At 36.8% G+C, this 13934-nt stretch carries 14 protein-coding genes; all 14 read right to left on the bottom strand.

The window, feature by feature from the left end:
- Positions 1-16 precede the first annotated feature (16 nt).
- Entirely contained in the window at positions 17-1384 is a 1368-nt protein-coding gene (locus tag GVV19_RS08070) for a class II fumarate hydratase (protein ID WP_159646937.1), read from the bottom strand.
- Complete coding sequence (locus tag GVV19_RS08065) at positions 1385-2566, bottom strand: NAD(P)-dependent malic enzyme (protein ID WP_159646935.1); 1182 nt, start codon at positions 2564-2566, stop codon at positions 1385-1387.
- A gap of 142 nt (positions 2567-2708) precedes the next feature.
- The gene (locus GVV19_RS08060; protein WP_159640364.1) at positions 2709-3140 is read right to left on the bottom strand and encodes a hypothetical protein; all 432 of its coding nucleotides are present in this window, start codon (positions 3138-3140) and stop codon (positions 2709-2711) included.
- A gap of 5 nt (positions 3141-3145) precedes the next feature.
- The gene (locus GVV19_RS08055) at positions 3146-3358 is read right to left on the bottom strand and encodes a helix-turn-helix transcriptional regulator (RefSeq protein WP_201288205.1); all 213 of its coding nucleotides are present in this window, start codon (positions 3356-3358) and stop codon (positions 3146-3148) included.
- 143 nt (positions 3359-3501) lie between these two features.
- Entirely contained in the window at positions 3502-3960 is a 459-nt protein-coding gene (locus GVV19_RS08050) for a hypothetical protein (RefSeq protein ID WP_159646933.1), read from the bottom strand.
- Between the two features lie 88 nt (positions 3961-4048).
- Positions 4049-4555 carry a GNAT family N-acetyltransferase gene (locus GVV19_RS08045; protein WP_159646931.1) on the bottom strand — a complete coding sequence of 169 codons (507 nt, stop codon included), beginning with the start codon at positions 4553-4555 and terminating at the stop codon, positions 4049-4051.
- 38 nt (positions 4556-4593) lie between these two features.
- Positions 4594-4908 carry a hypothetical protein gene (locus GVV19_RS08040; RefSeq protein ID WP_159646929.1) on the bottom strand — a complete coding sequence of 105 codons (315 nt, stop codon included), beginning with the start codon at positions 4906-4908 and terminating at the stop codon, positions 4594-4596.
- Positions 4909-5043: 135 nt separating this feature from the next.
- Positions 5044-5208: a hypothetical protein gene (locus GVV19_RS08035; RefSeq protein WP_159640352.1), complete on the bottom strand. Its 165-nt coding sequence runs from the start codon at positions 5206-5208 to the stop codon at positions 5044-5046.
- Between the two features lie 160 nt (positions 5209-5368).
- Complete coding sequence (locus tag GVV19_RS10955; RefSeq protein ID WP_407926021.1) at positions 5369-6385, bottom strand: InlB B-repeat-containing protein; 1017 nt, start codon at positions 6383-6385, stop codon at positions 5369-5371.
- Positions 6386-6475: 90 nt separating this feature from the next.
- The gene (locus GVV19_RS08015) at positions 6476-7966 is read right to left on the bottom strand and encodes a leucine-rich repeat domain-containing protein (protein WP_159646922.1); all 1491 of its coding nucleotides are present in this window, start codon (positions 7964-7966) and stop codon (positions 6476-6478) included.
- A gap of 532 nt (positions 7967-8498) precedes the next feature.
- Complete coding sequence (gap, locus tag GVV19_RS08010; protein ID WP_159640346.1) at positions 8499-9503, bottom strand: type I glyceraldehyde-3-phosphate dehydrogenase; 1005 nt, start codon at positions 9501-9503, stop codon at positions 8499-8501.
- A 45-nt stretch (positions 9504-9548) separates the two neighbouring features.
- Positions 9549-10133 (bottom strand): TetR/AcrR family transcriptional regulator, encoded by a 585-nt coding sequence (locus tag GVV19_RS08005; protein ID WP_159646920.1) that lies wholly within the window; start codon positions 10131-10133, stop codon positions 9549-9551.
- A gap of 221 nt (positions 10134-10354) precedes the next feature.
- Entirely contained in the window at positions 10355-11212 is an 858-nt protein-coding gene (locus GVV19_RS08000) for an AAA family ATPase (protein ID WP_159646918.1), read from the bottom strand.
- A gap of 176 nt (positions 11213-11388) precedes the next feature.
- Positions 11389-13713: an InlB B-repeat-containing protein gene (locus tag GVV19_RS10870; RefSeq protein ID WP_159646916.1), complete on the bottom strand. Its 2325-nt coding sequence runs from the start codon at positions 13711-13713 to the stop codon at positions 11389-11391.
- Between the last annotated feature and the right edge of the window lie 221 nt (positions 13714-13934).

The following is a 13934-nucleotide window of genomic DNA, read 5'->3' as shown; positions in this document are numbered from 1 at the left end:
TTATCCCTCCTTACATCTAATCTGGTTTTATCATCTTCTCATAGTCAAAAAATTCATCAAACGCTTCTTTACCCATCAATCCACGTGCTATCACAACATCCCGAATACTCAAACTCTTTTGATGTGCTTCTTTCACGATAGTAGCTGTTTCATCATAGCCAAATTTACGATTCAAGAATGTGGCAGTCATCAGTGATGTCTCAAGATTTGTATTCATTTTATTCTCATTTACAGTAATTCCGGACAAACAACGATCATTAAACGATTGAAGTGCATCCGCAAGTAGACGTGTCGACTGTAGTGTATTATAGATTATCAATGGCATGCACGCATTCAATTCAAAATTGCCCATCGCCGAACCCATGGTCACGGCATGTTGATTACTCATAACTTGAATTGTTGCCATGATCAATGCTTCACTTTGGGTTGGGTTCACTTTTCCAGGCATAATTGAACTGCCTGCTTCGTTAGCGGGTAAGTTAATCTCCCCCAACCCACACCGTGGACCACTCGCAAGGAAACGGATATCATTGGCCATTTTCATTGCATTACTTGCAATTGTATTTAGGACCCCGTGACTGAAGACAAAACTATCTTTTGAACTTATTCCATGGAATTTGTTCTCTGTTGCTTTGAATGATTCGTTTAGATAACGATTCAACATGTCACAGACTGCGATATCAAAACCTTCATAAGCATTTAGACCCGTTCCTACAGCTGTTGCACCAATAGGCAACGTTCGTAAGTATTTTAATGCATCATCTGTTTGACGTCTTCCTTCGATGAACATGTATTGCCAACCACTTAACTCTTGACCAAACGAAATCGGAGTTGCATCTTGAAGGTGTGTTCTTCCTGTTTTAATAATTGTACCGTAGGTATTCCCTAAAGCTGTAAAAGTATCGATGATTCTGTTTAAACTCGGTTCCAAGTAATTTTTAATCGCCAAGACAGCACTCACATGCATCGCTGTTGGAAACACATCGTTGGAGCTTTGACCATAGTTAACATGATCATTGGGATGAACTTTAGTTTCTCCTAAACGCTCATTGGCTAGATTCGCAATCACTTCATTTACGTTCATATTCGTTTGTGTACCACTTCCGGTCTGCCAAACGGAGAGTGGAAATTGGTTATCGTAATCCCCATCGAGAAGCGTATCACAAGCCATTATTATCGCATCAGCAATTTCAACATCAAGTTTGTGATGTGATTTATTAACCGCTGCACACGCTTTTTTTACCACAATAAGTGCTTCGATAAGAGGTTGCGGCATTGTTTCTTCACCAATCGGAAAATTCACAAGACTCCGTTGTGTATTTGCACCCCAATACACATCACTTGGAATTTCAACACTCCCATAAATATCATTGATTGTTGACATTTAGTCCTCCTTAGCCAATCCTGTTTCAACGGCTTTATCAGCAACAGCTTGTGCGACAACGCCTACAACACGCGGATCCAAAACTGTTGGTATAATATACTCTTCTGTTAGTTCATGATCTTCAACCAAGGAAGCAATACCTTCGGCAGCTGCAATCTTCATTGCCTCGCTAATTTGCCGTGCCCGAACATCCAAAGCCCCTTTGAAAATACCAGGGAATGCAAGCACATTATTGATTTGGTTTGGGTAATCTGAACGTCCCGTTCCGACGATGCGAGCTCCCGCTGCTTTTGCATCTGGATATGAAATTTCGGGATTAGGATTTGCAAGCGCAAAGACAATTGCATCAGAGTTCATCTGTGCAACATTTTCTTTCGAAAGTAAATTTGCAAGTGATACGCCAATAAAGATATCTGCATCCTGTATCACATCTGATAATGTAGCTTCGTCTTGAACATCAGCAAGATAGTCACACAATTCTTGAACGACAAAATCATAGGACTCGCGTTTTGTCTTATCGACAACACCAAGATTGTTGATGGCGTAAATATTGGTTACACCATAGACATGAAGCATCCGAATGATTGAACTTCCTGCAGCACCCGTTCCTGCAACTACAACTTTCGCATCTTTAAGATCTTTTTGAACGAGTCGACATGCATTGATTAAACCTGCAATCACTACAATTGCTGTACCATGTTGATCATCATGAAATACAGGAATATCAAGTTCATTTTTCAAAGTTTGTTCGATATAAACACACTCTGGTGCTTTGATATCCTCTAAGTTAATACCTCCAAAAGTTGGAGCAATCATTTTACAGAAAGCAATGATTTCATCGGGGTTATTGACATCAATTACGAGTGGAACAGCGTTTAAACCTGAGAACGCTTTGAATAACATCGCTTTCCCTTCCATAACGGGTAATCCCGCTTCGGGACCGATATCACCAAGACCTAAAACTGCACTTCCATTACTGACAACCGCAACCGTATTGCCTTTCCATGTATAATCATAGACTGCTTCTTTATGCTCTTTAATTTTTAGACACGGTTGTGCCACCCCTGGGGAATATAAGAGACTTAAATCATCAAGAGATGTAACGTCCATCTTATTCTCAACACTAATTTTTCCTTTAAGTTTGCTATGCAACGCTAATGACGCTTCGATCAAATTATCCATATTTGCTCTCTCTTTCCTTGTTATTTCTATTTTATCATTTTAAGATTCGTTCGCACACTAAGGATATGCATATTGACTTAGGAAAATATTTATACGCGCCTTATAAAAAAACGACGCTTGATTAAAGCATCGTTAATAACTCTTAAATATCTTCAATATTTCTTAGTGAAGCATACTTTCTAAAGACAAGAATGGTAAATACGACCGTTACAATTGCCTGAACAATCAAACCCATTGAATTCGTAAAGAGTGGCATAAATCCAATTGTTTCTCCTTGAACAATCACTATCAATATCATGCTAACGAACAGCAGGCTAAGAGCAAGAAATATATAGCGAACGCGTTCGATGTAAGTATCTGCAACACCATCGTGCAACAACATATAACCAACAACTGTAAATAAAGCTATATAGATAATAACAAAATCTGTTCGTGTTGCTGATTCAAGGGATAGCCCGAATAGATCAACAGCCAAATTTTTAAGAACTATGAGTCCAATCATTACAAAAAAACCATACAACAATCCTTTTCCACGAATCATTATCATTCGCTCATCCATTTTTTCTGAAAACACTTCAATTACCCCTCTTCCCAAAATAAATCATTTAAGGTCACGTCCAACAGTTTGCAAATACGAATACAAAGATCAAGCGTTGGATTATAGTTGCCATTTTCGACACTGATAATCGTTTGACGTGATACACCCACCGCATTCGCAACATCAATCTGAGATAAGTTTTTAGCTTTTCTTAACGCTTTTATTTTTGAGTTTTTGATATCATGACCTCCCATATGTCAAATATATTATACATATGCGCATGTAACTGTGTCAAGTATATTTGACATTATATAATGCTAATCATTAGCTACTTTTCAATTCCCGAAAAAAAATCGAGATAACTCGCTCTCGATTTCTCTTTGATTAAATGCTGTCATTATTTTTCAACACAAACAAATCCAGCTCCACGCAATTTAATATTTTCTACTTCCTTATCATTAATAATATTTGAAAATTTATCACCATCAATAAAGCCAGTAAATCCAGCATCTTTAACTTCCTGTGGTGTTACTGATTTGAAATCATACACAATTTTGGTTGTTAGTATATTGTTCTCAGCTGTGTATGAGAAATCAATCCATGGATATTGATTATATTTCCCTTCACTTTCTTTTGCTCTATCTACGGCAGCATCAAGATCTTTTTTCGATTCAAACTTCATGCCTATGGCTGCTTTATATCCTTCCATGCTTCCAGTTTTATCTCTAATATACACCAGTTCTTGCGTAAATTCTGGATTACTCGTGTCCGTACACGTTGTTATTACTTGATTGGATTGCTGTGTACATCCTGTAATTACGAAGATACAGAATAAAGTACTTACTATTTTTTTCATTGTCCCCACCCATTTTCTACCTCTATTATAATTGATTACTCTAGAGAAATCATGTTGATTTGAAAATCACAATCGAAACATTCTACTCTTATGACACAGCTCTTTGCATTACGATTGATTTTGATTGAACGCTTCCATCATTAAAATACAGTTCCTTGATGGTTTTAGCTTTAAATCCAATCTTCTCATAAAACGGAATTCCCATTTCGTTTCCTTCTGTAACTGCGACATTCTGTATTTTGATGTTATAGTTTTCTATTTGTTTACGCGTAAATTCGTGAACAAGTTCGCTTCCATAGCCCTTACGTTTCTGATCTGGATCAATATAGAGTACATAGATTTCTCCAGTCTGGTCGTCCACCACACCACCACCAATGCAACCAATTATCTCTTTATCAACTTCAATTACATAATAACCGGACCATTCCTTCGAATTGGTGCTTGTTTCGTGCATCAACCTATCATAATTATAGAATTCAGAAATGACGCGATTGATGTATTCTTCTGGATACAACTCCGCATAGGTTACTTTCCACGCTTTGGTTAATAGCCGTTGTAAATGTGGAACATCGTCATTAGTTGCTAATCGAAACATACATATCCCTCTCCCATCTTATTGTCACGTCGGTCAAATTATCCTTTACTGCAAAAATTCTCACGCATTGTAGGTATCAACGATACCGGAAAAAAATCAATACACTTGTATACAAAGCCTTCAAGTGGTTCTTCCTTACCATCAGTACCAACACGGATCCAATAGAGTAGGCCTCGATACTCATCCGTGAATCCACCACCTGCATCTCCTACTCGAATCGCAAAAATAGGTTCGGAAAACCCATTATCTGTATCCTTATCATATCCGATGCGTTTATAATCAATTATTCCCATTGTTGCAATTACACCAAGACAAGTTAAAACTATTAAAAGTGCTTTATAACGTCGTTTCATTTCATCCTCCTCGTTTACACTTACGATTTTTAACAGCTGTATACTCTATCAAAATCATACTTGAGTAATCAGCGCATGTCTACTACTCGATACCCAATTTTATAGTTGTATCTATTCTTTGAATCATAAGTGAAGTTAATCAGGTGAAAATACGCCTATATAAAAACATAACAAGCCTGCTATTGCAAAGAAAAATCCAATCCAGGATGCTGCTCCAGTATTGATCTGTCCAAGATAAATTGCAAAAAGTTCAAATCCGATGCCTAATAACAATGCTTTGTGTGCGTTTTTCCCAATCATTGTTAATCTCCTTCATGAAATTGAATCAATCATTCTTTTGAGTTAATTGTACCATTAAGTATTCTAATGGCCAACATACATCAAAAGCATATAAAAACCCAAACTGTCAATTATTACAGTCTGGGTTTTTGAGAATTGATTCGACTCAATAAATGAAATCTTACTCAGTTTCTTTTTTCTTGCTATAGACAATCATCATTCCGCCAATTGCAACAATTGCAAGGGCAAGACCAATCATAGATTGTGTATACATTCCTGTTTCTGGAAGTACTTCTTTACTATCTTTATCCCATTTTGCATAAAGTGTTAGGGACTCATTTACAGTATTTGAATCAAAATTCCAGGCTGTTGTGAGACTTTCATCACGATACCAACCAGCGAATTTGAATCCTTTTTTTGTAGGATCCGCAGGTTTTGTAACTTTTGACCCTGCTGCTAAATCACGTTGTGAAGCAACTGCTGATCCACCATTACTATCAAATGTTACTTCGAATGTCGTAACCGGAGCGACACGCCATTTTGCATATAATGTCATTGATGCACTGATTGTGTCTTGGGCGAAATTCCAAGGAGTTACAAATAATGTATCCATAAACCAGCCATCAAAAACAAATCCTTGTTTTGTTGGGTTTTCCGGCATGACAACCTTCGAACCAGCCGTTAGCCCACTTTGTGTAGCAACTGCTGAACCACCGTTACTATCAAAAGTTACTTCAAATTTAGCAACAGGTGCTAAGTTCCATTTTGCATATAATGTAATGGATTCTGAAATTGTATCGACATCAAAATTCCAAGGTGTTTGAAGCGTTGCATCTTTATACCATCCACCAAAGATGTTTCCTAATTTTGATGGAATTTTAGGAGCAATTACTTTAGCACCACTTAATAGGTTAAGTTGTGGTGATACTTTCGTACCGCCATTTGTTTCAAATGTTACAGTGTATGTTGCGACTGGAATTGCACTCCATTTAGCATAAAGTGTTGTATGACCTGTAATAGTATCTGCTTCAAAGTTCCACAGTGTTGTGAGTGCTTCATCAGCATACCAGCCTTCAAATGTAAATCCATCTTTTGTTGGATTTGCTGGTTTAGTAATACTTGATCCAGCAACAAGACCCGTTTGAGAAGTAACTGTTGAACCACCGTTACTATCAAATGTTACATCGTATAATTTAATCGGTTCTTTTTCCCATTTTGCATACAGTGTTACATTTTCGAGAATTGTAGCGTCAAAATCAAATGGTGTTTGTGTATCTTGATCAACGAATCAGCCTTCAAATGTATAGCCAGCGCGTACTGGTGTACGGTTTTCGATTGGTGTATAAGGATCATAACCAACTGTTGTTACTGCTCCTTGATCATAATTTTCATCGTATGTTACTTGGATTCCGATAGGAACAATCGTTTGAATAGTCAGTTTAATTCCATTTTGATCTGTTAATGTTTGACCAATAAGAATTCCACGAGTTTTGATATCATTCTCACCAGTAACGTAGTTATAACGTGAGATATTTAGAGATGAGGTCATCTGCAAGAGCATTTTCGAACCTGACGTTGTGTCTTCTTTACTGATTGGTAAGAAATTCGTAAAACCGGAGTATGTTAGTACATCATTTTTTACAATGTTTGCACCTTTAACAATATGATCCAAAGTGACCACGTTGTCTCTTCCATCAATTGTTTCCAAATATACGGTGTCTGCGACTGCAGTTCTTGTTTGTGTAGCTCTTAGATAAGGTTTTCCCCCTACAGCCGTGAAATCTGTAATCTTATTACCTGTTAAGTTCACGCTTGTAAGTTTAGGTAAATCCTTAATGCCTTCAACGCTGTTCAGTGACGATCCGGTAAAGGATAATGTTTCAAGATTAACTAATCCAGATAACCATGCAGCACTATTATCATGCATGTCATCAACGACTGCAATATCTAATTTTTTCAAGTTTGTGAGATTTTTTAAACCTTCAAAATTGAAACGTCCGCGCGCTTTAATTTGGTAATTTGCTGTCATTTCTGAATTAACAGAGTTAACAAAAAGAGTTTCAAGATTCGAGAGATTTCCTAGTGGTGAAAAATCTACATCGTTTTGAATTGATACAGGAGTGTTTCCACCATAATTGTATGATGCATCTGTACCTTTGAAAAATACTGAATTAAAGTTTAAAGATTTTAATGACGAAAGTGTACCAATTTCTTGTAAAAGTGATTCTGACATCGTCACATATGTGAATCCTAAATTTTCTAGATTTGTTGCATATTCTAAACCAGAAAGTGTTGTCACATGATCAAATTCAGTGGAGCTACCTTGAAAATCAATGTATCGAACTTGCTTTAAATCTTTCTTTGTAAATTGATATCCTGCAGGTTTTGCAAAATGTAACAATAAGCGATTATAAACGACTGGATCTGGAAAATTAACAATTTCATTCTCATCAAGTGCCGCAGCTGCTGGTTGGGCATTGACGCGAACTGAGTTATCTAAATCTAATGTCTTGTCTTCATTCAGTTCGGTTTCCATAGTTTTTTCAATCACTGGCTCTGCTAATTCAGTTTCTTTGATAGCATCTTTTTCGGATGCGTCTTTTGTGTCCACTTTTGTAGTTTCTTCTAGTGCATCTACATTAGAATCGACACGAGTTTCAACAGTATTCAACGAATCTTCGTTGGTATTTTCCAAAGCAAAGATTGATGTTGGCACTGTAGAACCGACAATGACTACTGTTAGTAAGCCGACTAAGCTTCCTTTAATCTTTTTATTCATTGTATTTCCCCCTCTATTTATACAGAAACTCGAAAATGAATGATACGTTACGGGATAGCGTGTCATCAGTACTTTTTCTGTATCTACAGCGTTAATCGAGTTGTACTACGAAGAAGTTGGGGCATCTCTAAAATACATCGCACATCAATCAAATTAAATATTCGACACATGTATTTTAAAATGATGGTCCTTCTTTCTTAGTGTTTTTCGCTTCGATTTAACCTACTTTAAGAATACCACTCTAAGTGTGCAAAAATGCGTTCTCATTTTTGCATTTTATTATGATATTTTGTCCTAATGTCAGGTTTATTAGAATTGGAATATTAACAAATGCTTCATGCTTAAATGGCACAAATTTTTAGTCATTTCTTGCAATGATAAGTTATTCACTAAGCTTAAAAACTGAATTCGTATTGTCGAGGGGTATTTTCAAGTTTATGAACGTAAAAAACTCTTGGATATCGGTATGTCGCTTACATACTCGACTCCAAGAGTTCAATTGTGATGGTCCTAATACGATTCGAATTTTGAGTTATAATGCTGCAAATTTAAGTAATGTGCGCACGAGTTGTGTTACAAATCCAAATTCATTATCGTACCACGCAACTGTTTTGACTAACTGGTAGTCTCCAACAGTTGTAACTTCAGTTTGTGTTGCATCAAAGATTGATCCGAATGGTGTTCCAATGATATCACTCGACACAATTTCGAGGTCAGTATAACCAAAAGATGGATTATTATCAGTTGCTTTAACCATAACGTTGTTCACCATTTCATCAGTTACTTTTGTGCTTAAGATACTTACTAATTCGACAACTGAACCGTCGATTACTGGTACACGATGTGAATGACCTTGAAGTTTTCCATTTAGTTCTGGAAGCACTAATCCAATCGCCTTCGCAGCACCTGTGGTGTACGGAACGATATTTGCCGCAGCAGCACGAGCTCCACGAAGATTATCACCTTTAGGTCCATCAACCATTGCTTGATTCCCCGTATATGCATGGACTGTTGTCATCGTTCCGACTTCTAGACCAAAGGCATCATTCAATGCTTTAGCCATTGGCGCGAGGCCGTTTGTGGTGCATGATGCTACCGAGATAATGCGATCATCTGCATTTAAAATTTCATCATTCACATTAAAGACAATCGTTTTAATCGGTCCTGCTGGACCTGAAATAATAACCTTCTTGGCACCAGCATCAATGTGTGCTTGCGATTTAGCTTCCGATGTATAAAATCCAGTTGATTCTATAACAACATCTATGTTTTCTTCACCCCATGGAAGGTTATGTGCGTCACGTTCGGAATAAACTTTGATAAATTTATCATTAACGATAATACCATTTTCAGTAGCTTCGACTGTGCCGTCAAATTGGCCAAACGCAGTGTCAAAACGGAATAGATGTGCGAGTACTTTTGGTTCTGTTAAATCATTAATTGCGACAACTTCCATATCTGGTGCATCGCTTAATATACGACGCAATGTTATACGACCTATGCGGCCAAAACCATTAATTGCGATTCTTTTTGTCATTATTATCTCCTCGATGGGACTCTATCCCCTGTTTTTTCAGATGTATTATGCAATGAGTTGCAGAAAATCTCGGACTACTTGTTTTTGAGACGAACCATCAAAGTTTATTGTACTCAGAATGATTGTACTTTCATGAAGATTAAACACCATTCGTGCCAACTGTTCATCCGGAATGGTTGATTGAATGCTCCCATCCGTCTTACCAAGTCTGATTAGATCTTGGTACATGCCTTGAATCTCACTGAAATTTCGTGATATAAAATCAGCAATACTTTTATCGATTTCAGGAATTTCACTCAAAGTATCTGTAAGCATACATCCATCAGGCAATGATTGATTATGTAAATCGTCAATCAATATATCAAAGACCGCTTGAATTCGATCGCGCCCCGATCCCTTTAAATGTTCAAGATCAGTATTACGTTTTGTCATTTTTTTCTCAGCATACCGGTCAATCGCTAAAGTAAACAATGCCTCCTTACTTTCAAATTCACTATATATACTGGAGCGACTCATTGACATTGCATCTGTCAAAATTTGCATACTAGTTTGAGAATAGCCATACTGCCAAAAAGCTAACATTGCCTTCTCAATAGCCTCACTGCGTGAGAATTCTTTTGGTCTCGCCATAATCACCTCTGTTCTGGAATGAACGTTCCTTTATAATATAATATGAATTAAGCCTTCTGTCAAATCAGACACTATATAAATTTTCTAACCGTAATGTATGCATTAGTAGCATCAAATTTGTTGTAATAAAAAAGGAAGCTTCGAAGCTTCCTTCCAAATTTAAATCTGACTCCAGACGGATCATCTATTTCGAGTCTGGTGTTTTAAAAATTTGAGCGTATTTAAAAATCAGAGTTATGATCCTTAAACAACTGATAGTATTCCTGAATATTCTCTAATTCGGTCCATCTTTTCACGCGTACCGGTACATCATCCAAATCATAAATCATGGCACCCTTCAAACTTAATAAGAATGGGGAATGCGTTGATAAGATAAACTGACAGTTGTAAAAGCGTGCTGATTCCTCAATAAACTTACAAAGTTTCTTCTGATTACTCGCGGATAAACTATTTTCGGGCTCATCTAAAATATACACTGCGTTCTCAGTTATCTCTTTTTCCCAAAACATTAGGGCTGACTCGCCATTAGATTGTTCTTGAATCGTATTTGTCATAAGTTTCTCGCGGACATAACGTGACATTGTTTTACTGCGTGCATCAACTTTCTCTTTTAAACTGTCATATGTATCAAGCTGATTGATATTTCGAGTGTCGTATTTTGCATCAAGATATTGTTGAATCAGAAGTTCCTTTTGACGATCTACGCCTGTATTGATGGCCCTAATGTTCAGAAGATAATCAAAAATATCGTCACTTGTGATTACTTTTATCTCTTGAAGGCCTTCATCATGAAGTTCAAATTGACATCTCTCAATGTAATTATCAAAGAATATACCTTTATTTAAAGGTGTAATTCGTTTTGCATGACACTTTTGGGCAATAATGTTCAAAACCGTACTTTTTCCTGAGCCGTTATTCCCATAGAAAATTGTGATTGGTGCAAAAGACAACGTCTCGAGTTGTTTTAGAGGAAAAATTCCTAATGGGTACCGAGTTGCATAAATATTCTTAGTTTCTGATTCGTATACTTTGTGCTCACCAATAGCATTCAAAAGCTGAAATGACTTCAAAAAGACCATACAATCACCTCTTTCTTAATTACATATATTAGATTAACTATAGTATATCATGATGCTTACTTTAACTCGTAAGCTTGTCCTAAAGTTTCATGGTATTTAGAATTTCTGTTAACTTTCAGCAAAGAAAAAGAGCTCTGCACGTGATCAATTGCGGAGCTCTTTGTGTTTTAAAACCACTAAACAGTTTTTCGTTTATTATAATAACCTACAAAAGCACTTAAAATCCCAAATCCTATGAGGAACATACCAAAATTATTCAGCATATTACCTACTCCAGTTTCAGGTAGCGTTGGCTCAGGTTGTACGGGATCTATTGGCTGTACTGGATCAATTGGTTTTACTGGATCAATTGGTTTTACTGGATCAATTGGTTTTACTGGATCAATTGGATCTACAGGGTCAATTGGATTAATCGCGTCTTGACTCCATTTTGCATACAGTGTTAAATCTTCAGTTACGAGTTGATTAAAATTGTACATATTTTCGAAAGTTGTATCTCGATACCACCCTTTAAATGTGAATCCATCACGAGTCGGTGTCAATGGTTCAACTGCCTTAGTATTTTCTAGTACCGTTTGATCATCTACAGAGCTACCGCCATTGCTTTCGAAAGAAACAATGTGGGATACAGTAGCCTTATCCCATTTGGCAAATAGAGTTAAATTATCATTAACAGGCGTCGTAAAATCATAGCTTAAAGCATACGCTTCATCACTATACCACCCGCCAAACGTGTATCCACTTTGTGTAGGATCATTCGGAACGGATGCAGTTGTACCCGCCAATACTGACTGGGCGTCCACCAAGCATCCGCCCCTGCTATCAAAGGTGACCGTGTAATTTACAGGAATTTTATTCCATTTCGCGTAAAGTGTTAAGCCATTGGACACTGGTGATGTGAAATCATATTGTGTTGTATAGGATTGATCCAGATACCATCCCTCAAAGGTATGTCCAAGATATGTTGGATCTGATGGTTTTACGACAAGTTCTTGGTCGACTATACGCTGTGAATCAATTGCGGTACCACCTTTAGAATCAAAGTGTACATCGTGAATAATCTCGTCCCATTTTGCATACAAAGTGATATCCTCAGTTACCACATCGGTATCAAAATCCCATGGAGTAGTTAAAGATGCCTCTTTGAACAAACCTTCAAATGCAATCGAACCTTTCGTTGGAGTTACTGGTTCGGCAATTTTACTATTTGTTTTAATTTCACGTAATTGTGGGATACGAGTACCACCATTTGAGTCAAATGTGACGGTATATGTTTGATAAACATCGTCCGTAATTCTCAAGTTACCAAAGAATCTTTGACTGGTTTCAAAGAAATGTTCTTGAGTAGCATCAACACCTTTTTGCATAATCGCAAAGTCAACAACTTTTGTTTCACTAGACGTACCCTCTGTCTTCAATTGAAGTAGTTCTTGTTCTAGTTCTGCAATTAATTCTTTAGCAAATGCAATTGTTTCATTCAAATCTTCGATGACAGCTGGGTCAGTTTCGCCAACAAGTAAAGCATCAGTTTCATATAAAAATTCGTAATTATTTGTGATTTGACTTCCTAAATAGGATAAATAATCAACAAATCTTGAAATGATTTCATTGAGTTCATCCTCGGTGAAGAATACGTCCATGGAATCTACAGCTTTCCCTAGATAAGACCAATACTCGTCTTGACCTGCGACAACATTTCCACTGACATCATAAAATATAGGACGCAGACTGTCTTGGTCAAAAATCAATAAGTCCCATTCAGAATTTGTGCGCGTTTGATCAGAAATAACATGTGCTGATTCGTCCAGTGTCAGTGTTGTAGCGAAAGGGTTCGCAACATGTGTCTTATAATAGCGAACGCCATTCGCTTCATGACTAAATGCAAAATCGAGTGCTAAATCTCGCATATTCGCTTCTTCGTCAATTGTAGTGAGCAGTGCAATGCTTGGTTTCAAATCGAGACCAAGTAAAAAGTCATTATCAAGGACACCAAATTTCGCAACCCTAACTTCAACTTTGTCAGGACGATCAAGCATTTCGAGTAATTTTACTTGATTCTTCTGAATGTTGACTATTTCTGAATCATTTATACTGTAGCCGATACGTGTACCTAATGTTAAACGTTCGTAAGGGAGTGTATTTAAATAATTGACATCATATTCAAATGCATCAATTACTGTTGGAACATGAATGCTTAATTCCTTCATATTCGTAAGTTTTTCAAGATAACTTAAGTCGTTCAAGTATACCAACTCAGATGGATTATTCCAGCCATTCATTGGATACTCCAGCATTGTTGAGACTCGTTCTGCAGCATCGTAATGTTCTTGTTCCAGAACCATATCTTCATTCGGATCGAAGCCATTGGCCTTTTTTACAATTGCTTCAAATATTTCTTGTTGTGTTAAACTTTCTTGTGCCGAAACTGTATGAATGGATAACAGACCGAACAATAGAACTAATACAAGAAAACTATTCAAAATCTTAAATGATTTTTTCATATCAAAACCCCCATTTTGATTTCTTTCTATAATACTAACCATATCATAACTTTCGACATATATCATGAAAAATTGTTAACGAGGACAATATCTTCCTTTAAGTTACCACTATGGTCAATTCATTTTGAGATTTTAAAAATTATCGTTAGAAATTAAAGTACTTCATGGTGTCGTGGCTTTGTTCAATGATATTTTATGCTCATTATTTAATGAATGCAGAA

Origin of the sequence: Erysipelothrix anatis (genome assembly GCF_009828745.1) — a bacterium.
GTDB classification, from domain to species: Bacteria; Bacillota_I; Bacilli_A; order Erysipelotrichales; family Erysipelotrichaceae; genus Erysipelothrix; species Erysipelothrix anatis.
This window is presented reverse-complemented; position numbering and strand designations above follow the sequence as displayed.